Origin of the sequence: Marinobacterium weihaiense, assembly GCF_019061305.1 — a bacterium.
In the GTDB taxonomy this organism is placed as follows: Bacteria; Pseudomonadota; Gammaproteobacteria; order Pseudomonadales; family Balneatricaceae; genus Marinobacterium; species Marinobacterium weihaiense.
The window spans coordinates 18,467-39,346 of sequence record NZ_JAHQZT010000023.1 but is presented as its reverse complement, the minus strand read 5'-3'; the positions used below and the strand labels follow the sequence as shown (position 1 = coordinate 39,346).

The window sequence follows — 20,880 nt, the reverse complement described above, 5'->3', positions numbered from 1 at the left end:
CGATGCAGAGTCAACACCCGTGCGCGTAAAAGTTTCAAAAAATGAAACCAAGCTAAAACCACCGCCCCTTAACGCAAACAGGCGCCCCTGAGACCAGGGGCGCCTGTTTCACTATTACGAGAACTGCTACGAGAACTGCGTCATGCCTCCTGTCACGGTTCGCGACGATTATCCTCTTCTTCCCGGATCGCATGTTCCAGTTCTTCATCGCCGACATCAGGACGTGGACGTTTAATCAAGATACGTCCGAGTACAATGCCCAACTCAAACAGAAGCCACATGGGTACAGCCAAGAGGCTCTGTGAAATGATATCCGGTGGCGTCAACAACATACCCAGAACAAAGCATCCCACAATGACATAGGCGCGCTTGGCCTTGAGACCTTCGACAGTAACTGCACCCGACCACAGCAGCAACAGCGTTGCAATGGGGATTTCAAACACGATGCCGAAAGCAAAGAACAGCTTGAGAACAAAGTTGAGATAGCTGCTGATATCGGTCATTACCGCAATGTTTTCTGGACCGACACTGGTAAAGAAACCAAAAATAATCGGAAAAACGACAAAATAGGCGAAGGCTACACCCAGATAGAATAGAAAAATACTGGAAGCCAACAGCGGTATCGCCAGGCGCTTTTCATGGCTGTAAAGCCCCGGAGAAATGAAACTCCAGGCCTGGTGCAACAGGAAAGGCATTGCCAGGAAGGCTGCCGCAACCAGCGTCAACTTAAAGGGCGCAAAGAACGGCGAGGTCACATCCGTGGCAATCATGCTGGTACCTTCCGGCAGCAGCGCCGTCAGCGGTGCAGACAGCCAGGTGTACAGGTCATTGGCAAACGCAAACAGCCCCAGGAAGATCACCAGAATAGCCAGCACCGAGTACAGCAGGCGCTGACGCAGCTCGACCAGATGGGAAATCAGAGGCTGTTCCTGATCGAAGTGTTCGCCGCTCATGGTTTGTCCTTGCTGGCAGTGTCCTGACGGGCATCAGGCTCGCCTGGTTCAGAGCCGGGGGCCTGTGGCTTGACGGTCTCGGTGTCCGGTGCAGTCGAAGTCCCTCGCGGCTGTTGCGGCGACTGGAACGGCTGACGCATCTCGGACAACTCACGCTCCAGCTCTTCCTTCTGCATGGCCGTGGTACGTTTGAGTTCCTCCACTCGCAGCTCCTCGCGGATCTCGGACTGAATCGAATTCAGTGAGCGGCGCACGCGCCCCAACCAGAGGCCGCAGGTGCGTGCCGCCATCGGCAACCGCTCAGGACCAAGCACCAGTAACGCCACGACGCCAACCACCAGCAGCTCGAAAAAGCCAATATCAAACATGGCAGCCCGACTTACTTCTGCTGTTTGCTGTCAGTATTGCTGGATGTGGTGTCGCTATCCTTGAACTGTGCATCCTGCTCTGCAGACAGTTTCTTCTGCTCATCAGTGGCGTTTTTCTGCTCCGGTTCGTCATCATTGACGGCTTTTTTGAAACTTTTCAACGCGCCACCCAGATCACCACCGATGTTACGCAGTTTTTTGGTGCCAAACAGCAGGATGATGATGACCAGTACGATCAGCAGCTGCCAAATACTAATTCCACCAAGCATGTCGCCTCCCGGGAGTAGCTTCTTACTACGTTCTATTATGAGACAGGGCTATCCACCCTGCCGTTTGTTCTGCCCGTCCTGTCAGAGACGGCAGCCTCAGGTGTTGCGCGAGGCTTTTTCCTCAAGGCCGGACAGGTCAAAGCGACGAGCCAGCTCGTTCAACACCGCCTCGTGGCTTTCGCCCAGATGCGACAGCATCACCAAGGAGTGAAACCAGAGATCCGCCGTTTCATAGATCAGATCACTGTTATCGCCGCTAGTGGCGGCATCCTTGGCAGCCAGAATCGCTTCTACACTTTCTTCACCCACTTTCTCCAGAATCTTGTTCAGACCCTTGGCGTGCAGTGAAGCGACATAAGAACTGTCCGGTTCGGCCTGCTTGCGCGCTTCCAGTACCTGTTGCAGACGGGCGAGGGTATCAGTCATGTATTACGCCTTCTTTGCATAGATGTCATTGGGGTCACGGCGCACTTTGTCTACCACTTCCCACTGCTTGTCGTCACGCAGTACCCGGTAGAAGCAACTCTCGCGACCGGTATGACAGGCAATATCGCCCAGCTGCTCGACACTGAGCAGAATAACATCACTGTCGCAGTCCAGACGCAGCTCATGTAGCTTCTGCACATGGCCGGATTCTTCACCCTTGCGCCACAGGCGCTGGCGCGAGCGGGACCAGTAGATCGCTCGTCCTTCCTCAGCAGTCAGCCGAAGCGCCTCTTTGTTCATCCAGGCAACCATCAGGATTCGGCCAGTGCGATAATCCTGAGCGATCGCCGGCACCAGTCCCTGGTCATCCCATTTAATCTGATCAAGCCATTGTGCAGACATGCGCGTTCCGTTGTTCAGTTACAGACTGCGCGAAGCATAACCGATCCAGGATGCAGCGACCACCTCAGGCTCGCCAGACCAATAGCCCCCCCAGACCGGCACTGGCCAAGGCATACCAAGGCAAATCCGCCACCGCCTGCTGCCACTCCGGACGCGCCAGCACAACCGCTGCCGCCAACAGTACAGCCCCCGCAAGCAGGTATCGGCGCTGGCGTCGCTGCTGTCGCTGCTGCTGTTGCAACAGCCGCTGTTGTACGCGGGCATCAGATTCGGAGTGCAGCTTCAGCTGCTCCAGGCTGTCATACACCATCTGTGGCAAGTGCGGCAGCTTTTCCAGCCACTCCGGCGCCTGCTGCTTCATGTTTTGGTAGACCGCTTTGACGCCCATGCGTTCCTGCATCCAGTTTTCCAGAAACGGCTTGGCGGTCTGCCAGAGGTCCAGTTCCGGGTACAGCTGGCGACCCAGTCCTTCGATATTCAACAGAGTTTTCTGCAGCAGCACCAGCTGCGGCTGTACCTCCATGTTGAACCGGCGCGCCGTCTGAAACAGCCCCAGCAGCACCATGCCGAAGGAAATGTCCTTGAGCGGCTTTTCAAAGATGGGCTCGCAGACGCTGCGGATGGCCGTCTCAAAAGCATGAACATTGGTATCCCGCGGCACCCAGCCAGAGTCGATATGCAGCTGAGCCACCTGACGATAGTCGCGCTTGAAGAACGCCAGAATGTTGCGCGCCAGGTAACTTTGGTCTTCCGCATTGAGCGAACCGATAATACCGAAGTCCACGGCAATGTACTGGGGGTCGGAGGGGTTGTTGCGCGATACGAAAATATTGCCCGGGTGCATGTCGGCATGGAAAAAGCTGTCACGGAAGACCTGGGTAAAGAAGATCTCCACGCCGCGCTCGGCCAGCGCTTTCATATCGGTGCCCTGGGCGCGCAGCTGCGCCACATCCGCCACCGGAATACCGTGGATGCGCTCCATGACCAGCACCTGTTGGCGCGTGTAGTCCCAGTAAACCTCGGGCACATAGAGAATACCGGACTGATCAAAGTTGCGCCTCAGCTGGGAACCGTTGGCCGCCTCCTTGCGCAGGTCCAGTTCGTCGAAGATGGTCTGCTCATACTCGGCCACAACCTCCACCGGACGCAGCCGGCGCCCTTCCACCCACAAGGCCTGTACCAGACGCGCCAGCACATACAGCAGGGCCACATCGCCACGGATCACACGTGCAATGCCGGGCCGAATCACCTTGACCACGACTTCCCGACCGTCATGCAGGGTGGCTGCATGCACCTGTGCCACAGACGCGGATGCCATGGGATCGACTTCAAAGCGGGCAAAAACCTGGTCAACGGGCCGGCCCAGTTCACGCTCGATGATCTGACGGGCACGGGCACCCGCAAACGGCGGCACTCGATCCTGCAGACGCGCCAGCTCTTCTGCCAGGTCGTCCGGCAAAAGATCGCGCCGAGTGGACAGCATCTGCCCGAATTTGATGAATACCGGTCCCAGCGCTTCCAGCGCCAGGCGCAAGCGCTCGGCCTGGGGGCGACGTATCGGCAACACATAACGCCAGGGCAGCAGCCAGAGCAAGGCCCGCAGGTACCAAGGCAGCACCGGCTGATCAAAAAAAGTGTCGAGGCGATAATAGGCGAAGATCCACGCGATCTTCATCGAGCGCATTACAGTCCGCACGGCCAGCAAGGTCCTGTCCTGTTCAACAAGCTCACTATTCTAGCCTGCCGGGGTGGCCTGTGTCTGGTTTCGGCCCAGTTCTTTGGCACGATAGAGCGCCTGATCCGCCCGTGTAAACAATGATTCCAGATCATCACTGCCACGCACCTCGGCAATACCAAACGACAATGTCACCTCAACCCGTTCGCCCTTGAAATTGAATGGACTGCTTTCGATGGCCTGGCGCAGTTTCTCGGTAGCCTGTACGGCCGCATCCATTGAGGTCGACGGGAACAGAATCACGAACTCCTCGCCGCCGAAGCGGGCGATGAAATCAGTACTACGCAGATTGTGGCGCAGCACCTTGGCCACCAATCGCAGGACCCGGTCTCCGGCCAGGTGTCCAAGCTGGTCGTTAATACGTTTGAAGAAATCGATATCACCAACGGCCATGGAAAACGGGGCCTGGTAGCGTTCCCAGCGATCCATTTCCGCCTGCAGGTGCCGCTCATAATCCAGGCGGTTGGGCAGTCCAGTCAAGGGATCAGTACGCGCACGCAGTTGCTCTTCCTGCATGCGAGCCCGGGCCTTACTGGTTTCCAGCTCCATTTGATCCACTTTCTGAAGCAACTGTTCGTAACGCTGATTCAAACGACTTTCCCGCTCCTGCTCGTGCAGGCGAAAGTGCTCCATGCTGCGCATGATGGAGGCCAGCTGCCGAGTGACACTCTGCTTGAGCACACCCAGGTCTTCCGAATCCTTGACGGTCTGGTGGATAGTGCGCACGTCTCGGCGCACGACGTGGTCAAGGGTTTTGTGCGCCTCACGAGCCTGCAATTCATCCTGGTGGCTGTCTTCCAGAAACTCCTGCACATAAGCCAGCTGGGAATTCAGTGTCAGCAGGTAGTTTTCAAAGTCTTCCTGGGTATTGCCGCCCGCCAGGCGTACCAGCTCGGTCAGGGTCAACAGAATGTCAGGCAGTTGCACGAAGCTCAGTCCGCGCTCCAACTGCATGACCAGGTTGCGGGCACGCTCGACCCCTTCGGCCGGTACCTGCAGCACTTCCAGCAGCTTCAGCAGCTGACGCGCCACCTCGGCCTGCAGCAGTTCCAGATCCTGTTCCCCCCCGACATCCAGTTCAAACTCATGACTGGCCGTTGCCGGCTGCCCGCCCAACAGGCTGTCCTGCAGTTCAACCAGTTCGGTCATTAGCCCCGGCAGCACACTGGCATGCTCCCCGATATCATTGATACGCTCATTGAGTTCACCCAGCAGGCTGTCAATGGCCGGGTCTTGGCTAAGCTTGCGCAACTGCTGGGTCCAGCGTCGCAGCACCCATATAAGGGATTCACGCTGCTGATAGCGTGCTTGGTCCTGCTGGCTAATGCTCTGTTTCAACTGTCGACTCAGAACCGGCAGACGGACATGATCCTGTGCCTTCAATGCGCTGTTGAGCGCATCCAGCTCGCTATCAAGTTCCGGGGTATTGCCCTGTAGTCCCAATGTCAGGTGACTGACCAGCGAATTCAGATTTTCTCGCACACGGGCATCGATTTGCCGTTGGTGATCGACCTCGAGTGTCAGGTCAGTGTACTTGCGCTTCCAGTTAGCCTGGTCGGACACACGCTACCTCTATAACCAGATCTGTTTGAACGGATGTTCTTAACAGAATATGCGTTTGGACGCGGAATAGAAACGAAAAACCGCCTGCAAGAGGCGGTTTGTTATGCTGGATCAAGCAAAAGATCAGGGCTGGTTGCGCTCTTTCTCGACCAGGTAGTCGACTACGTCGAGCATGGCCTTGTGGCCACCGGCAGACTGGGCCGTTACCCGGTATTTGCCGTTGACGACCATCGCGGGCACGCCGGTAATCTCATAACCACGCAGCTTGGAATCACCCTGCTTGAGCTTCATGTTGACGGCAAAGGAATCATACAGCTTGTGGAACTGATCCGGCTCAATACCCAGCGGCGCGTAGAACTTGGCCAGGGCATCAGGACCGGTAAAACGCTGACGCTGCAGATGGATGGCATTGAACATGGCCTGGTGTGACGCTTCAACCGTGTCGGTCAGTTCTGCCACGTAGTAAGCACGGGCAAGCGGCTCCCAGCTGCGGCCAAATACCACCGGCAGCCCTACAAAAGCGACGTCATCCGCCTGCTGCTTGCGCCATTTTTCCAGCAGCGGCTCGAAGGTATTGCAGTGCGGACAGAGATAACCAAACGCCTCTGTCACTTCCACTTTGCCCGCATCAACGGTTTTCACCGGGTACGGCAATTCATAATAATGCTCGCCGGCACGATACTCTTCGGCCCAAGCAAGAGCGGCCATGAGTGACAGGCTCACGGTCATCAGCAGTTTCTTCAACATGCGCTTATTCCTGTTGTCGTGTTATTGCGTCCGCGAATAGACCACTTTCGCTTCAGTTTAGTTCAGCGTACTTAACCTGCAGCCATAAAAAAGGCAGCCGAAGCTGCCTCTTGAGCGGGTATCAGAACGCGGGGTCAGTGCAGACCCTGAACGTACTGGGAGACCGCTTTCATTTCTTCAGTACTCAGCTTGGATGCAATGTCACGCATCATCGCAGCCGGGTCATTGTTGCGTTCACCCTTGCTGAACTTGTTCAGCGTGGACTCGACGTACTGTGCATGCTGGCCGCTCAGCGCCGGGTAGGCGGCACTGTCGATACCCTGACCGGTCGGGCTGTGGCATGCTGTGCAGGCGGCGACACCCTTCTCGGCGATACCCGCACGCCAGATGCGCTGCCCCAGCTCAACCTGGTCTTCAGCCGTCTGACCCAAGGTCACGTTCTTGCTGGCGTAGTATGCCGCGATGTCTGCCAGGTCCTGATCGCTCAGATTGGTCAGCAGGCCGGTCATTTCCGGTACCATGCGCGCGCCACTCTTGATATCGTTCAGCTGTTTCAGCAGGTATTTTTCACCCTGTCCAGCCAGCTTCGGGAAGTTACCTACAACACTGTTGCCGTCTGTGCTGTGACAGGCGGTACATACAGCAGTCTTGGCCTGGCCTGCAGCCGCATCACCTGCCGCATGTGCGACGCCGGTGAGGCCGATGCTTACCAGTAAGCTGATCAGTAGTTTGTTCATTGACTAACCCAGACTCTTGCTTGACTAAATGTGTATTTATCCCCGCTATTCAACGCAAGAACAACGGAAATGGCCAATTTCCACTATTACCCTGACTGGAGACAGACTCTGTTCGCGGGTAAAATTGGCGTCATTATAAACCAATATCCCCACAGACTGGAACGGATATGTTCAGTTTGTGGCCAGCGAGTCCCGCATCATGTCAACCTTAGAGCCCGTAATCCATTACAACCTCGCCCGCTTCGAGATCAGCGCGGCACGTCTTGACCAGTGCCCGCCCGACACCGGTGCCGAGGTGGCGTTTGCCGGGCGTTCCAATGCCGGCAAGTCCAGTGCCATCAACGCGCTAACGCAGCAGAACGCTCTTGCTCGTACGTCAAAAACGCCCGGACGGACCCAGTTGATCAACTTTTTCAGCCTCAACATCGACGGCCTGAAGATTGTCGACCTGCCCGGCTACGGCTATGCCAAGGTGCCGGTCGCGATGAAACAGCACTGGCAGCGCCACCTGGATGCCTACCTCCAGCATCGTGAAAGCCTGCGTGGCGTGGTGCTGGTGATGGACATACGCCACCCGATGAAAGAGTTCGACGAAATGATGGTGCATTGGTGCGAAGCCACCGGCGTACCCCTGCATGTATTGCTGACCAAAGAAGACAAGCTCAAGCGTGGCCCGGCCAAAAACACCCTGCTGCAAGTGAAGAAAACATTGAAGGAGCGCTTGGGTGACAAGGTCAGCGTACAGACCTTTTCGGCATTGAAGAATACCGGTGTCGATCAGTTGCGCCAGCGCATCAACAGCTGGCTGCTGGCAGACCTGACGGAAGGAGGCGCCGAGCCGACAACATAAAAGCCCCGGCTGGAGAAGGGGATACCACAGCCGGGGCAAAGGATGTCATGACAGATGAGCCGCACGCCACGCTGGCACAAGCGATAGGTATCACCGTACGGCTCATTTAATGTGACCTTTCATGCACGAAAAGTTCACCAGTGATCAATAAAAGATCAATGCGCCTGCTCCCAGTTGTCACCGATACCGGCATCCACCAGCAGGGGCACCGCCAGTTCGGCGGCATTTTCCATCAGCGGCTTGAGCTGTGCACAAAAGTTATCCACCTCACTCTCGCGCACCTCGAAGATCAACTCATCGTGAACCTGCATAATCATACGTGCATCCATTGTCCCCTGCTCCAACCAGTTATCCACTGCAATCATGGCCCATTTGATGATATCCGCCGCCGTACCCTGCATGGGCGCATTGATCGCGGTACGCTCCGCCGCCTGGCGCTTCATCGGGTTGCGGTTGTTGATATCCGGCAGGTAGAGGCGACGGCCGAACAGGGTTTCAACGTAACCCCGATCACGCGCCTGGGTGCGAGTTTCGTCCATGTAGCGTTGCACACCCGGGTAGGTGGTGAAGTAGTGCTCGATATAAGTACCCGCTTCTTTGTTACCGATACCCAGCTGTTTGGCCAAGCCAAAGGCGGACATACCGTAGATCAGACCGAAGTTGATCGCCTTGGCACTGCGGCGCTGGTCACTGGTGACGTTATCCACAGTGGTGCCGAACACCTCCGCCGCAGTCGCCTTGTGGATATCTTCTCCGTGGCGGAAGGCATTCAACAGGCCTTCATCACCGGACAGGTGCGCCATAATGCGCAGCTCAATCTGTGAATAATCCGCCGCAATGATTTTATAGCCCTCGGGCGCGATAAAAGCATGACGGATGCGACGCCCCTCGGGGGTACGCACCGGGATGTTCTGCAGGTTGGGCTCGGACGATGACAGACGACCGGTCGCCGTCACCGCCTGGTGGTAGGAGGTATGGATACGACCGGTCGCCGGGTTGATCATCAACGGCAACTTGTCGGTATAGGTGCTCTTGAGTTTGCTCAGGCCGCGCTGCTCGATCAACAGTTTGGGCAGCGGGTAGTCCAGCGCCAGCTCCTGCAGGACCTCTTCGGCGGTGGATGGTGCGCCCTTGGGGGTCTTCTTCTTCACCGGCAGGCCCATCTTGTCGAACAGAATCGTCTGCAACTGCTTGGTGGAATTGAGGTTGAACTCCTCACCGGCCAGCTCGAAGGCTTCCTGCTCGATTTCGCCCAGGCGCTGCTCCAGTTCCCGGCTCTGTTCGCCCAGAATAGTGGCATCAATCAGGGCACCACGGTATTCCATGCGCGCCAGCACTGGGATCAGCGGACGCTCGATCTCGTCGAACACCTTCAGCAACTCGCCCTCGGCGGCCAACTGCGGCTGCAGTTTCTGATGCAGGCGCAGGGTGATATCGGCATCTTCCGCCGCATAGGGTGCGGCCTGTTCCAGCTCGATCTGGTTGAAGGTCAGCTGTTTCTTGCCCTTGCCGGCAATGGTTTCAAAGCTGGTGGTGGTCACGCCCAGATGACGCTCCGCCAGGGTATCCATGTCATGGCGACTGGCGGTGGAGTTGAGCACGTAGGATTCCAGCATGGTGTCGGCACCGATGCCCTGCAGCTCGATACCGTAGTGGCGCAACACGTTCATATCGTACTTGATGTGCTGGCCGATCTTTTTCAACGCCGGGTCTTCCAGCAGCGGTTTCAACCGGGCCAACACTTCAGCGCGGTCCAGCTGTTCCGGCGCGCCCATGTAATCATGCGCCAGCGGCACATAGGCGGCCTTGCCAACCTCAACGGCAAAAGACACGCCGACCAGCTGGGCTTCCATGTAGTTCAGGCTGGTGGTCTCGGTATCGAAGGCGAACTCGCCGGCGGCCGTGAGCTTTTCCAGCCAGGCTTCGAACGCCTCCCAGGTCAGTACCGTTTCATATTCGGTTTCGATAGCGTCTGCGGATTCGACCGGCTCATCGGCCCCCAGCTCCTCGGCATCTCCGGCCTCCAGCTCGCGCACCCAGCTCTTGAACTCAAATTGCCTGAATAGCTCCACCAGTTGTGCCGGTTCAGGCGTGGGCAGGGCGATGTCGTGCAGGGAGATGTGCAGCGGCACATCGGTCTTGATCGTCGCCAGCAGGTAGGACAGCTCGGCCGCTTCGCGATTATCCTCCAGCTTCTTCGGCATGGTCTTGGCACCGCGAAAACCCAGTGCCGGAATCTTGTCCAGGTTTTCATACAGATCGCTGATACCGCCGATCCCTTGCAGCAGCGCCAATGCAGTCTTTTCGCCGACCCCCGGCACGCCGGGGATGTTATCGACCTTGTCGCCCTGCAGTGCCAGCAGGTCGATGACCAGATGCGGCGGCACACCGAACTTTTCCTCGACTCCGGCCGCATCCATTTTGCTGTCGTTCATGGTGTTGATCAGGGTGACATGCTCATCCACCAGCTGAGCCATATCCTTGTCACCGGTGGAGATGATCACCGCACGGCCGGACTCACTGGCCTGCCGCGCCAGAGTGCCGATGACATCATCCGCTTCCACCCCTTCCTCGACAAATAGCGGCAGCCCCATGGCGCGAATGATGGCGTGGATCGGCTCCACCTGGCTGCGCAGGTCATCCGGCATCGGCGGGCGGTGTGACTTATACTCAGCATAGATGTCGTCGCGGAAGGTTTTGCCCTTGGCATCAAAGATCACCGCCACTGGACTATCGGGATACTCCTTGAGCAACCGCTTGAGCATGGAGGTCACCACACGGATGGCGCCGGTGGGGGTACCGTCAGCAGTGCGCAGATCCGCCTGCTGGGAGGCAAAGAAAGCGCGATAGAGGTAGGAGGAGCCATCTACCAGAATGACTGGGGCGTGCTGTTCGCTCATGGGAGTATCCATATATCTGTTTCGAGGGGTTGTTCGTGCCTGCGACAAGGCCCACAATCATAGACAATTCGACCCCGACTAACCAATTGGGACGCAACGATGCTGAAAAAACTGACGCTGGCTGCGCTGCTGGCGCTATCACCACTGGCCCAGGCCGAAGTGGTGGACGATCCGGCCCTGACCGAACCGGAAATTACCATCACCCACGATGGCGACAATACCTATTATGAATACACCATCAATGGTCAGTTGAAAGAGATCAAGGTCGTACCCAAGGCAGGGGCGCCCTACTATCTGGTACCGGCCGAGGGCTCACAAAAATTCATTCGCGTGGAGGAATCGCAGCTGCTGATTCCGAAATGGGTCATCTTCCGCTGGTAACCGACCTTGGCCGTTTATACTCAGATCACACATGCCCAGCTTGATGCTCTGCTTGAGGACTACGACCTCGGGCAATTGGTGGATTTCACCGGTATCGAGGGCGGCATCGAAAACAGCAACTTTTTCGTTACCCTGGACCGGGCAGGTCAGCACATTGATTACGTGCTGACGCTGTTCGAAGAACTGGGCCAGGACGAGACGCCCTTCTTCGTCGAGCTGGGCCAATGGCTGCAAGCACGCCAGGTGCCAGTGCCTCATGCGATCAAGGATCGCAACGGTATCGCGCTGAAGCAGTTGTGCGGCAAGCCTGCATTTTTCCAGCCTCGTTTCCACGGCCATCACCTGGATCGCGAACAGATCAGTGCCGCCCACTGCGAGGAGATCGGCGCAGCGCTGGCCCGCTTCCACCTGGCCGGTGAAGATTTCTATCTGCGCCGCCAGGCCCAGCGCGGTGTATTCTGGTGGCGCCGTGAAAGCCAGGCCATTCGTCATCGCCTCAGCCCCGAAGATGCCGAGCTACTGCAACAGGAAGTGGCGCTGTTCGATACCCTGCGCGAACGTCCCTTTGGCCTGCCGTTGGGCACCATCCACGGCGACCTGTTCCACGACAACGCACTGTTTGTCGATGATCGGCTTGAAGGTATTCTGGATATCTACAATGCGGCCACCGCGTTTCTGCTGTTTGATCTGGCGATCGTGGCCAACGACTGGTGTACCGATGCCCAGGGCCGGGTCGACCCGAGGCGCGAACAGGCCCTGACCCGTGCCTACGCCGATGTTCGCCCCTTCAGCGACGAAGAGGCCGCCGCCTGGCCTACGCTGACCCGTACCGCGGCCATGCGTTTCTGGCTGTCACGGCTGATTCCCTGGCTGGGCATCGAACAGGCAGCGCGCAGCGGTATCAGCACCAAGTTGAAAGATCCGGACGAGTTTCGCCGTATTCTGCTGCAGCGCATTGCCCACCCCGCGTCCCTGGCCTGACAGCCGGGACGGACAGGGTATAATGGCCTGGCGATAACCACGGGACACTAACGGCATCACGCCATCATTCACTCTGCAAGGAAGGAGAACCCCGATGCTTCTGCATACACTGGAACAGATTTTCGGCGGCCTGCTGGGCGTCTATCTGATTCTCAGCACCGTATTGGTAATCGGCATTCTGGCGCGTCATTACCGCCAGCGCCCGGTCACATTGGAAGACATGAAGCACTATTTCTGGATCTGGTGCTTCGGCATTCTGTGCTATCTGCTGCAGATGCTCTGGCGCGGCTTTAAGGTTGCCTGGGAAGCTGCGCGTCCGGTGCGGCTGTCGCGCGGCTTCCGCCGTATCACCCTGCTGGACGAAATGCCCAAGTACGACCGCCTGGGTGAAACCGTACCGGCCAACAAGGACTAACAGGCGCAGCCGCATCCGGCGGCACCCCAGGGATGCGTCACCATGGCGCCGGCCACGCGGCCGGCGTTTTACATTACAACGCTCAATCGCTTGCAGGCCCTATGGACGTTACACACATCATCGACTCGCTCAACGACCACCAGCGTCAAGCTGTTACCGCTGACGTGAAAAACCTGCTGGTACTGGCCGGCGCCGGTTCCGGCAAAACGCGCGTACTGGTCCACCGTATTGCCTGGCTGATCGAGACTGAAGGTCTCTCGCCCTACTCAATTATGGCAGTCACCTTTACCAACAAGGCGGCGCGCGAGATGCGCGGGCGTATCGAGCACCTGCTGGGCATCAACACCCACGGCATGTGGGTGGGCACCTTCCACGGCCTGGCGCATCGCCTGCTGCGCGCCCACTGGCGTGATGCTGGTCTGCGCGACAATTTCCAGATCATGGACAGCGATGACCAGCTACGCCTGCTCAAGCGGTTGTGCAAAGAGATGAATCTGGACGACAGCCGCTGGCCGGCCCGCCAGTTTCAGTGGTTCATCAATGCGCAGAAGGATGAAGGCCTGCGCAGCGTCCATATCGAGCGTACCGGCGATCCCTACCAGACGATGATGATCCGGGTGTACGAAGCCTACGAAGATGCCTGCGAACGTGGCGGCATGATCGACTTCGGCGAACTGCTGCTGCGCGCACTGGAGCTACTGCGCGACCGGGCCCCCCAGCTGCTGGCGCACTACCGCGAGCGTTTCCGCTACGTGCTGGTGGACGAGTTCCAGGACACCAACGCCATCCAGTACGCCTGGCTGCGCCTGTTGTGCGAAGGCGAGAATAAACTGATGGCGGTGGGCGATGACGACCAGTCGATCTACGGCTGGCGCGGCGCCCGCATCGAGAATATCCAGCACCTGGAAGAACATTTCCCCGGTACCGAAACCATCCGTCTGGAGCAGAACTACCGCTCCACCGGCACCATTCTGCAGGCCGCCAACGCGGTAATTCAGAACAACTTCGGCCGTCTCGGCAAACAGCTGTGGACCGAGCTGGGCGAAGGCGAGCCGATCTCGCTATACAGCGCCTTCAACGAACAGGACGAGGCGCGTTTCATCGTCGATCAGATCCAGAAATGGGTCGAAGAGGGCAACCGCCGCGACGAGTCCGCCATTCTGTATCGCTCCAACGCCCAGTCGCGGGTACTGGAGGAGATGCTGATCCGGGCCGGCATGCCCTACCGCATCTACGGCGGCCAGCGCTTCTACGACCGGCTGGAGATCAAGAACGCTCTGGCCTACCTGAAACTGATCGCCAACCGCGACGACGACACCGCCGTGGAACGAATCATCAACGTGCCCACCCGCGGCATCGGCACTCGCACCATCGAAGCGATCCGTGAACATGCCCGTGGCGAGAATATCTCCATGTGGCGGGCCGCCAACGAGATCACCGAACTGCGCACCCTGCCGGCGCGGGCCAATAACGCGCTGCAGACCTTTATCGACCTGGTCAACCAGATGGATATCGACACTCAAGAGGTTGAGCTGCACGAACAGACCGAGCATGTGATCGAGCGTTCCGGCCTGATCCAGCACCATGAAAAGGAAAAGGGCGAAAAGGCCCAGTCGCGCCTCGAAAACCTGGAAGAGCTGATTACCGCCACCCGCCAGTTCATGGGCCAGTGGCAGGATGACAATGACGAGGGCTTCAACTCGCCGCTGGCGGCCTTCCTCGACCAGGCGGCACTGGATGCCGGCGAAACCCAGGCCGACGTCAACACCGACAGCGTACAGCTGATGACCCTACACTCAGCCAAGGGCCTGGAATTTCCACTGGTGTTCCTGGCCGGCATGGAAGAGGGGCTGTTCCCGCACAGTATGTCGGTGGAAGAGCCGGGCCGTCTGGAAGAGGAACGCCGCCTTTGCTACGTGGGCATCACCCGCGCCATGCAGAAGCTGCATATCACCTATGCCGAATCACGCCGCCTGCACGGCAAGGAAACCTTCAACCGGGTATCCCGCTTCGTCAACGAGATCCCGACCGAACTGATCGAAGAGGTGCGCCTGAATGCCACCGTACGCCGCCCCTACGGTGCCCAGCAGGACTCGCCCAGCAGCCTCTTTGGCGGCGGCTCTTCCCTGTCCAGCGCCGAGGTGCCAAGCACCAATCTAAGCCTGGGCCAGGCCGTGATGCATCCCAAATTCGGCGCCGGCATGGTGACCAACTTTGAAGGCAGCGGCCCCAAGGCACGGGTACAGGTGAACTTTGAAGAGGTGGGCAGTAAGTGGCTGGTGGTCGGCTTCGCCAACCTGCAGCCGCTGTAAGACTTAGCCGAGCAGGCGGGGGAGTAAGGTCTCGCCCGCCTGCCACAACAGACGCAGCGCCAGCAGCGTCACGACGATGCGGAACAGCCGATTGAACCAGACCGATGACACCTTATGCAGCAGGTTCAATCCGATCCAGGTGCCGAGCATGCCGCTCAGAATCATCGCCAGGATCAGCGGCAGCCAGTCGGCGAAGGAAAACCCCACCACCGAAAACACCAGCCCCTTGAGCAGATGCTGGCCGGTCATGGTCGCGGCAAACGTCGCCACGGTCTGCATCTTGTCGTGACTGTGGCGGTGCACAAAGGCGGCCACCAACGGTCCGGTTGCGCCAACAAACATGGAGGCAAACGTGGTCAAACTGCCTGCCAGCAGGGTTTTCAGCGGCGTCAGCGCCTGCGCCACGGGCTTGGGGCCCCAGATCATCCACAGAATGAAGCCGCCCACTGCCAGCTGAATCAGCTCCAGCGGCAGCTGCACCACGACCAGTGATGCCAGCCCGGCGCCGACGGCGGCCCCGAACAGAAAACGGCGACTCAGCGGCCAATCGATATGCTGGCGGGTCATCAGAGCACGATTGCCATTGGATCCCAGCTGCACCAAACCATGAACGGGAATCAACGCGGCGATCGGCACCAACTGAGCCATGATCACCAGCAGCAACACACCGCCACCGATGCCCAGCGTAGCCGTCATCAGTGAAGTCAGGCCGGCGGACAGCACCAGCCAGAGAGCCTCAGACGACACCAGTTCCGGCGGCAGCAGGACGGCCCCGTCGAGCATCAGCCCTGCATGGCCTGCAGCACCTGCTGAGACCAGTTCAGACTATGACGATAAGCCACTTCGTAGAAGGGCCGGTCCAACAGCCGGCTGAGCTTGTCGAACTCGCCCCGCTCGTAATATTCCACCTGCATCAGCAATTCACCATAGGAGTGACTGCGTTCCAGCAACGCTTCCTTCATGTCCTGCTGCAGAGGCACCTGATCCATCAGGTCGCCCATCGACATGTCCAGCAGCACATCCAGCTGCGACAGCAGGCCAACGATGAAATGATTGATCGGCTCATCACGGCCCATCATCTCCGCTAATAATTCGCACATGCGGCCTCGCAGCAACATGTTGCGGGTCAGCTCATCCGGCTTGCGCTTGTCAGCGGCGCTAAGAAACAGCAGTACCCAGCGCTTGATCTGATCGATCCCCAACAGGGTGATGGCGTGCGACAAAGAACTGATCTCGCGGCGCAGATTGAAGGCGGCTGAATTCACCACCTTGAGAATGCGGTAGGTCAGCGCCGGATCCTGCAGCGCGACCTGTTCGATGGTCTGAGCGGTAGCATTGGGACGCTGCAGTTCGGTCAACACCTGCAGCAGCACCACCTTGTTGCCGGTAATTTTCTTGCCCTTGACCGGTTCAGGCTTGCTGAGGAAATAGCCCATATAGAGCGCGAACCCCATTTCCAGGCACTGACGAAATTCATCCTGGGTCTCCACCTTGTCGGCCAGCAGCTCCAACTGGTACGGACGCAACTTCTGTAGCAGCGGCGGGATGTTGTCCAGCCCCAGCAGCTGAATGTCGAGCTTGAGCACGTGCACGATGTTCAGCAGCGGCTCGAACTTGGGATCACGGGGATCGTAGTCCGCCAGCGCCAGGCGGTACCCCTGGCGCGCCAGATCCTTGACCCGGGCAATCAGTGCCGGCGTGACATTGGAGTGGCCCAGCAGCTCCAGCACAAAGCTCTGTTTGGGCAGTTCAGGCAGATCGTTGTTGAGCAGGAAGCTGTCGGTGACCTTGAGGAAACAGGGCAGCGCCTTGACTGACCCGCCCTTGGCAATACTGGAGTAGGTGCCCAGCAGTACTCCCAGCGTAGCTTCATCGTCCTTCAGGCCTTCAACAAAGCGGCCATCCGAATCTCGAAACAGCAACTCGAACGCTACCACATCCTGACTTTTGGTATAAACAGGCTGACGTGCCATCAATACCTGAAGCTGCTGTTCTTCTGCCATGATCTGCGAGCCGGTCGACGCCACTGATGACTCCTTGCTGTTGACGCTGCTGTGATAGGGTACAGACTGATCAGTATATCGACTCAGGTCGAATCGTAACAGCACTGAGCACGGGGAACGGCGCGCGGCCGCTCCCGCAGTCAACACGGGCAATCCCCCCCTTTAAGGAGACGAGCGCATGCGCTGCCATGAACTGGACTATGAACTGATCGGCTCGGAAATGCAGCTGGTCGAGGTCGAACTGGACCCCGGTGAAACCGTAATTGCCGAGGCCGGTGCCATGACCTACATGGAAGAGGACATCACCTTCGATACCCGCATGGGCGATGGCTCCAACCCTGACGAGGGCCTGATGGGCAAACTGTTTTCGGCCGGCAAGCGCGTCTTCACCGGCGAATCCATCTTCACCACCCACTTCAGCAATCAGGGCCACGGCAAGCGCCGGGTTGCTTTTGCAGCGCCCTATCCAGGTAATATCGTACCGCTGAACATGGCTGAACTGGGCGAGAAAGTGGTCTGTCAGAAAGATGCTTTCTTGTGCGCGGCGCTGGGCACCCGGGTCAGCATCACGTTCAACCGCCGCATCGGCGCCGGCTTTTTCGGTGGCGAAGGCTTCATCCTGCAGCAATTGGAAGGCGACGGGCTGGCCTTTATTCAGGCCGGTGGCACAGTGATCAAAAAGGAGCTGAGCGGCGAAACCCTGCGCGTGGATACCGGCTGCCTGGTCGGCTTTACGGGCGGTATCAACTACGACATTCAGCGTGCTGGCAGCCTGAAATCCATGGTATTCGGCGGCGAAGGCCTGTTTCTCGCCACCCTCAGGGGCACCGGTACCGTATGGCTACAAAGCCTGCCGTTCTCGCGCATGGCTGACCGCATCCTGGCCCACGCTCCCGGCGCAGGCGGCAAGGACCAGGGCGAGGGATCGGTGCTGGGCGGCATCGGCAGGATGATCGGCGGCGATCGTTGACTCCGATGCCCGTGCCGGACTCAGCGGTTGTGCTGACGGAAAGCGGCCATCAGTGCGTCCGGCTTGTGCTTCTTGTTGTCACTATTAAGCACAAAAACCACCGTTTCACCTGCGGGCCCTGCGCCAATCTGAGTGAAGCGCAGCGGGGCTTCACCGGTCTTGCGTACGGCTTCCATGTCCTCCAGGCGATCAAATACGTAAATCCGCCCGTCCAGGCGCGTTTCACCATAAAATGGCTGAGATGCCGGCAGCATGCCATGGTAGAGATTGTAGCCGGCAACCTGCTCCATTCGCTTTTTCTTGTCCGCACCGGTCACTCCGAATACCAGTGTTTCCCCTTTGGGACCTGCACCGATGAAGGTCTGACGATAGGATGTTTCACCCACTTCCAGGAAGTGCTCATAGGTGGCACGATCGTCAAACACGTGGATACGGCCATCGTGGTGCACTTCATACAGATCTTTATTGTTCAGGCCCGCTGCCAATGACGGCGATGTCTTGTCGCCGGTAGTACAAGCGGTCAGTACGGTCATCAGGCCGCCCAAAGCAGCCGTCTTGAATATGCGCACGGGGCTCTCCCTCGCTCCAATCCATCGACAGGGCAGGATAACTGCTGAGTGTTGCGCTTATTTGACAGCCAGGCATAAAACAGATACACCCCAAGGCTGCCGGAGCTGCCAAGTGCAGCCGAACCATGGACGTGACAAGAGAAGGAAAAAGAAGTGGCGGAACGGACGGGACTCGAACCCGCGACCCCCTGCGTGACAGGCAGGTATTCTAACCAACTGAACTACCGCTCCGCACAGGATGGCTCCTCGAGCTGGACTCGAACCAGCGACCAATAGATTAACAGTCTACTGCTCTACCAACTGAGCTATCGAGGAATACCCTGATATATGGTGCCGGCACCAAGAGTCGAACTCGGGACCTACTGATTACAAGTCAGTTGCTCTACCAACTGAGCTATACCGGCACTGTAACCAGCTGTGACTGCTCACAGACACGGCACGGATTGTACTCGCCATCATCGATGATGAACAGACCCGTGACACACAAACCCGACAAAAAATGGCGCGCCTGGAGGGATTCGAACCCCCGACCAACAGGATCGGAACCTGCTACTCTATCCAGCTGAGCTACAGGCGCGTAATAGAAGTGTTTGCGGAGCTATATACTACGGATCGCGCAGGCTTTTGCCAAGCAAATTATTGTTCCCGAATGGCCGGCGACCCCGCTGCTGCCGGTGATCCTTTGGTCGCAGATTGACCTATAAACAGACAAATGCGGCCTGTACGCAATTTCCGTATGGGCTTTTTTGCCGGTATAATCCTGCCGTCAGATTTTGTGAGCGCAGTCATGTCTGCACTGGCCCTGCCCGCTCGTTAAGGCCGCCCGCCAGGCATCGCTGCCCCGACAACTAAAAAGTGATGAGGTCGTGACTGTGAAAAAATTTGCTGCCAAAGCTGCATCCGCACTCTGCGCATTCGGTCTGGGTATGGCGCTGACCGCGTCTGTTCAGGCGGCCACCGACAAGGAAGCCATCATCGAGCGCATCAAGCCGGTCGGCTCCGTATGCATTCAGGGTGATGAAAGCTGCGGCGGTGCTACCGCAGCCGCTCCGGCCGGTGGCGCCAGCAGTGCCCGCTCCGGTGAAGAGATCTATACCGGCAAGTGTGCTGCCTGCCACGCGTCCGGTGTTCTGGGTGCGCCCAAGTTCGGCACCAACGAGATGCAGCTGCGCCTGGACGAGAAAGGCATGGAAACGCTGCTGTCGCACGCCATCAACGGCTTCAACGCCATGCCGCCGCGCGGCACCTGCTCTGATTGCTCTGATGACGACATCCAAGCAGCCATCGACTACATGCTGGAGAATTGATTCTCGGCACTCTACTATAAAGGCTGCTTCGGCAGCCTTTTTTATTGTCCGCGTCCAAGGATAGCGACGCGGCCTCGTTCAAGGATGAAAGCCATGTTCAAACCCTCTCCCCTGCTACTGCTTCTGGGGCTGGCAACGCCGCTTGCCGCTCAGCCGCAGCCTACTCATGCGATCATGCAAGGCATGGAAATCGGTGATGACCTGTCATTACCCGCCCAGCTGGATGCCTGGCTGGTCAGCGAGAAATTCGATGGCGTGCGCGCCTACTGGGATGGTACCCGCCTGCTGAGCCGCAGCGGCTACCCGATTGATATTCCGGCCAGCATGACCCGCGACTGGCCCGACACACATCTGGAAGGCGAGCTCTGGATCGGCTACGGCCAGTTCGAAGCCCTGTCGGCACTGGTGCGCACCCATGATGCCCCCGTCAAAGACTGGCAACGCGTGCGCTTCATGCTGTTCGACCTGCCTCGCTGGCCCGGTACCTTTGCCGAACGCCAGGCCCAGCTATCAACGCTGGCAACAGCCGCCAATCTGGACGTGATTCCGCAGCACAAGGGGCTGGACCACGCCGGTCTGGATGCGCTGTTTGCTGCCGTTACCGCGCGTGGCGGTGAAGGGCTGATGCTGCACCGTGGCACAGCGCTCTACCAGCTGCAGCGCAGCACCGACCTGCGCAAGCTGAAGCCCTTTCAGGATGCCGAAGCGGTCGTGATTGCCCATACTCCCGGCAAGGGCAAGTACACCGGCTTAATGGGATCATTGCTGGTCGAGCAGGCCAACGGCACCCGCTTCCGTATCGGCTCGGGATTCAGTGATGCCGAGCGAGCCCAGCCACCGGCCATCGGCAGCATCATCACCTTCCGCTACAACGGCCTGAGCCGACACGGCGTACCCCGCTTTGCACGTTTTTTGCGCATACGGCCAGACTGAATGCTGCACCACGCGTAGACGTCAGGCCACCAAGGCCTGACTTCTAGTGGTGTTCAAGG

Annotated in this window: 21 protein-coding genes and 4 tRNA genes; 8 read left to right on the top strand and 17 right to left on the bottom strand. The window is 58.4% G+C overall.

Annotation, left to right across the window (positions count from 1 at the left end):
• Positions 1 to 152: 152 nt before the first annotated feature.
• The 9 genes from tatC to KTN04_RS13940 all read right to left on the bottom strand — a co-directional run bounded on the left by tatC (position 153) and on the right by KTN04_RS13940 (position 7,200).
• Positions 153 to 953, bottom strand: coding sequence for a twin-arginine translocase subunit TatC (gene tatC / locus KTN04_RS13980; protein WP_217335853.1), 801 nt, complete (start codon positions 951 to 953; stop codon positions 153 to 155).
• Positions 950 to 1,321, bottom strand: a complete 372-nt coding sequence (gene tatB / locus KTN04_RS13975; RefSeq protein WP_217335852.1) for a Sec-independent protein translocase protein TatB — start codon at positions 1,319 to 1,321, stop codon at positions 950 to 952. The genes tatC and tatB overlap by 4 nt, the downstream gene beginning before the upstream one ends.
• 11 nt (positions 1,322 to 1,332) lie before the next feature.
• Entirely contained in the window at positions 1,333 to 1,590 is a 258-nt protein-coding gene (tatA, locus tag KTN04_RS13970) for a Sec-independent protein translocase subunit TatA (RefSeq protein ID WP_217335851.1), read from the bottom strand.
• Between the two features lie 96 nt (positions 1,591 to 1,686).
• Entirely contained in the window at positions 1,687 to 2,016 is a 330-nt protein-coding gene (locus KTN04_RS13965) for a phosphoribosyl-ATP diphosphatase (RefSeq protein ID WP_217335850.1), read from the bottom strand.
• Between the two features lie 3 nt (positions 2,017 to 2,019).
• The gene (hisI, locus tag KTN04_RS13960; protein ID WP_217335849.1) at positions 2,020 to 2,418 is read right to left on the bottom strand and encodes a phosphoribosyl-AMP cyclohydrolase; all 399 of its coding nucleotides are present in this window, start codon (positions 2,416 to 2,418) and stop codon (positions 2,020 to 2,022) included.
• A gap of 64 nt (positions 2,419 to 2,482) precedes the next feature.
• Positions 2,483 to 4,102 carry a ubiquinone biosynthesis regulatory protein kinase UbiB gene (gene ubiB, locus KTN04_RS13955; RefSeq protein ID WP_254262565.1) on the bottom strand — a complete coding sequence of 540 codons (1,620 nt, stop codon included), beginning with the start codon at positions 4,100 to 4,102 and terminating at the stop codon, positions 2,483 to 2,485.
• Positions 4,103 to 4,153: 51 nt separating this feature from the next.
• Positions 4,154 to 5,716 carry a GGDEF domain-containing protein gene (locus KTN04_RS17305; protein ID WP_217335847.1) on the bottom strand — a complete coding sequence of 521 codons (1,563 nt, stop codon included), beginning with the start codon at positions 5,714 to 5,716 and terminating at the stop codon, positions 4,154 to 4,156.
• A 123-nt stretch (positions 5,717 to 5,839) separates the two neighbouring features.
• Positions 5,840 to 6,463, bottom strand: coding sequence for a thiol:disulfide interchange protein DsbA/DsbL (locus tag KTN04_RS13945; protein WP_217335846.1), 624 nt, complete (start codon positions 6,461 to 6,463; stop codon positions 5,840 to 5,842).
• A gap of 134 nt (positions 6,464 to 6,597) precedes the next feature.
• Complete coding sequence (locus KTN04_RS13940; protein ID WP_217335845.1) at positions 6,598 to 7,200, bottom strand: c-type cytochrome; 603 nt, start codon at positions 7,198 to 7,200, stop codon at positions 6,598 to 6,600.
• A 199-nt stretch (positions 7,201 to 7,399) separates the two neighbouring features.
• Here KTN04_RS13940 and yihA point away from each other — a divergent pair, with 199 nt between their 5' ends.
• Positions 7,400 to 8,050 (top strand): ribosome biogenesis GTP-binding protein YihA/YsxC, encoded by a 651-nt coding sequence (yihA, locus tag KTN04_RS13935; RefSeq protein WP_217335844.1) that lies wholly within the window; start codon positions 7,400 to 7,402, stop codon positions 8,048 to 8,050.
• A gap of 155 nt (positions 8,051 to 8,205) precedes the next feature.
• On the opposite strand, the gene polA is transcribed toward yihA, so the two are convergent.
• Positions 8,206 to 10,950, bottom strand: a complete 2,745-nt coding sequence (polA, locus tag KTN04_RS13930; RefSeq protein ID WP_217335843.1) for a DNA polymerase I — start codon at positions 10,948 to 10,950, stop codon at positions 8,206 to 8,208.
• Positions 10,951 to 11,049: 99 nt separating this feature from the next.
• Here polA and KTN04_RS13925 point away from each other — a divergent pair, with 99 nt between their 5' ends.
• The 4 genes from KTN04_RS13925 (at position 11,050) to uvrD (ending at position 15,039) form a co-directional block, all read left to right on the top strand.
• Complete coding sequence (locus tag KTN04_RS13925) at positions 11,050 to 11,331, top strand: DUF2782 domain-containing protein (protein ID WP_217335842.1); 282 nt, start codon at positions 11,050 to 11,052, stop codon at positions 11,329 to 11,331.
• Between the two features lie 6 nt (positions 11,332 to 11,337).
• Positions 11,338 to 12,312, top strand: a complete 975-nt coding sequence (locus KTN04_RS13920; protein ID WP_217335841.1) for a homoserine kinase — start codon at positions 11,338 to 11,340, stop codon at positions 12,310 to 12,312.
• A 94-nt stretch (positions 12,313 to 12,406) separates the two neighbouring features.
• Positions 12,407 to 12,727 (top strand): hypothetical protein, encoded by a 321-nt coding sequence (locus tag KTN04_RS13915; RefSeq protein WP_217335840.1) that lies wholly within the window; start codon positions 12,407 to 12,409, stop codon positions 12,725 to 12,727.
• Positions 12,728 to 12,828: 101 nt separating this feature from the next.
• Entirely contained in the window at positions 12,829 to 15,039 is a 2,211-nt protein-coding gene (uvrD, locus tag KTN04_RS13910; RefSeq protein ID WP_217335839.1) for a DNA helicase II, read from the top strand.
• 3 nt (positions 15,040 to 15,042) lie between these two features.
• On the opposite strand, the gene KTN04_RS13905 is transcribed toward uvrD, so the two are convergent.
• On the bottom strand, positions 15,043 to 15,822 hold the full coding sequence (locus tag KTN04_RS13905) for a sulfite exporter TauE/SafE family protein (protein ID WP_217335838.1): 780 nt from the start codon (positions 15,820 to 15,822) through the stop codon (positions 15,043 to 15,045).
• Complete coding sequence (locus KTN04_RS13900; protein ID WP_328515989.1) at positions 15,822 to 17,066, bottom strand: EAL and HDOD domain-containing protein; 1,245 nt, start codon at positions 17,064 to 17,066, stop codon at positions 15,822 to 15,824. The genes KTN04_RS13905 and KTN04_RS13900 overlap by 1 nt, the downstream gene beginning before the upstream one ends.
• Before the next feature lie 154 nt (positions 17,067 to 17,220).
• Here KTN04_RS13900 and KTN04_RS13895 point away from each other — a divergent pair, with 154 nt between their 5' ends.
• Positions 17,221 to 18,012, top strand: coding sequence for a TIGR00266 family protein (locus tag KTN04_RS13895; protein ID WP_217335837.1), 792 nt, complete (start codon positions 17,221 to 17,223; stop codon positions 18,010 to 18,012).
• 20 nt (positions 18,013 to 18,032) lie between these two features.
• On the opposite strand, the gene KTN04_RS13890 is transcribed toward KTN04_RS13895, so the two are convergent.
• The 5 genes from KTN04_RS13890 to KTN04_RS13870 form a co-directional block, all read right to left on the bottom strand.
• Positions 18,033 to 18,581: a hypothetical protein gene (locus tag KTN04_RS13890; RefSeq protein ID WP_217335836.1), complete on the bottom strand. Its 549-nt coding sequence runs from the start codon at positions 18,579 to 18,581 to the stop codon at positions 18,033 to 18,035.
• 154 nt (positions 18,582 to 18,735) lie between these two features.
• A tRNA-Asp gene (locus tag KTN04_RS13885) sits at positions 18,736 to 18,812 on the bottom strand.
• 8 nt (positions 18,813 to 18,820) lie between these two features.
• Positions 18,821 to 18,896 (bottom strand) — tRNA-Asn (locus KTN04_RS13880).
• A 13-nt stretch (positions 18,897 to 18,909) separates the two neighbouring features.
• A tRNA-Thr gene (locus KTN04_RS13875) sits at positions 18,910 to 18,985 on the bottom strand.
• A gap of 96 nt (positions 18,986 to 19,081) precedes the next feature.
• A tRNA-Arg gene (locus KTN04_RS13870) sits at positions 19,082 to 19,158 on the bottom strand.
• Positions 19,159 to 19,453: 295 nt separating this feature from the next.
• Here KTN04_RS13870 and KTN04_RS13865 point away from each other — a divergent pair.
• Complete coding sequence (locus KTN04_RS13865) at positions 19,454 to 19,888, top strand: c-type cytochrome (protein WP_217335835.1); 435 nt, start codon at positions 19,454 to 19,456, stop codon at positions 19,886 to 19,888.
• A 93-nt stretch (positions 19,889 to 19,981) separates the two neighbouring features.
• Positions 19,982 to 20,821, top strand: a complete 840-nt coding sequence (locus KTN04_RS13860; RefSeq protein ID WP_217335834.1) for a DNA ligase — start codon at positions 19,982 to 19,984, stop codon at positions 20,819 to 20,821.
• Positions 20,822 to 20,880 lie beyond the last annotated feature (59 nt).

Coding starts and splice junctions, on each gene's coding strand:
- tatC (WP_217335853.1), bottom strand. CDS start 953: ATGAGCGGCGAACACTTCGATCAGGAACAGCCTCTGATTTCCCATCTG.
- tatB (WP_217335852.1), bottom strand. CDS start 1,321: ATGTTTGATATTGGCTTTTTCGAGCTGCTGGTGGTTGGCGTCGTGGCG.
- tatA (WP_217335851.1), bottom strand. CDS start 1,590: ATGCTTGGTGGAATTAGTATTTGGCAGCTGCTGATCGTACTGGTCATC.
- KTN04_RS13965 (WP_217335850.1), bottom strand. CDS start 2,016: ATGACTGATACCCTCGCCCGTCTGCAACAGGTACTGGAAGCGCGCAAG.
- hisI (WP_217335849.1), bottom strand. CDS start 2,418: ATGTCTGCACAATGGCTTGATCAGATTAAATGGGATGACCAGGGACTG.
- ubiB (WP_254262565.1), bottom strand. CDS start 4,102: ATGCGCTCGATGAAGATCGCGTGGATCTTCGCCTATTATCGCCTCGAC.
- KTN04_RS13945 (WP_217335846.1), bottom strand. CDS start 6,463: ATGTTGAAGAAACTGCTGATGACCGTGAGCCTGTCACTCATGGCCGCT.
- KTN04_RS13940 (WP_217335845.1), bottom strand. CDS start 7,200: ATGAACAAACTACTGATCAGCTTACTGGTAAGCATCGGCCTCACCGGC.
- yihA (WP_217335844.1), top strand. CDS start 7,400: ATGTCAACCTTAGAGCCCGTAATCCATTACAACCTCGCCCGCTTCGAG.
- polA (WP_217335843.1), bottom strand. CDS start 10,950: ATGAGCGAACAGCACGCCCCAGTCATTCTGGTAGATGGCTCCTCCTAC.
- KTN04_RS13925 (WP_217335842.1), top strand. CDS start 11,050: ATGCTGAAAAAACTGACGCTGGCTGCGCTGCTGGCGCTATCACCACTG.
- KTN04_RS13915 (WP_217335840.1), top strand. CDS start 12,407: ATGCTTCTGCATACACTGGAACAGATTTTCGGCGGCCTGCTGGGCGTC.
- uvrD (WP_217335839.1), top strand. CDS start 12,829: ATGGACGTTACACACATCATCGACTCGCTCAACGACCACCAGCGTCAA.
- KTN04_RS13905 (WP_217335838.1), bottom strand. CDS start 15,822: ATGCTCGACGGGGCCGTCCTGCTGCCGCCGGAACTGGTGTCGTCTGAG.
- KTN04_RS13895 (WP_217335837.1), top strand. CDS start 17,221: ATGCGCTGCCATGAACTGGACTATGAACTGATCGGCTCGGAAATGCAG.
- KTN04_RS13860 (WP_217335834.1), top strand. CDS start 19,982: ATGTTCAAACCCTCTCCCCTGCTACTGCTTCTGGGGCTGGCAACGCCG.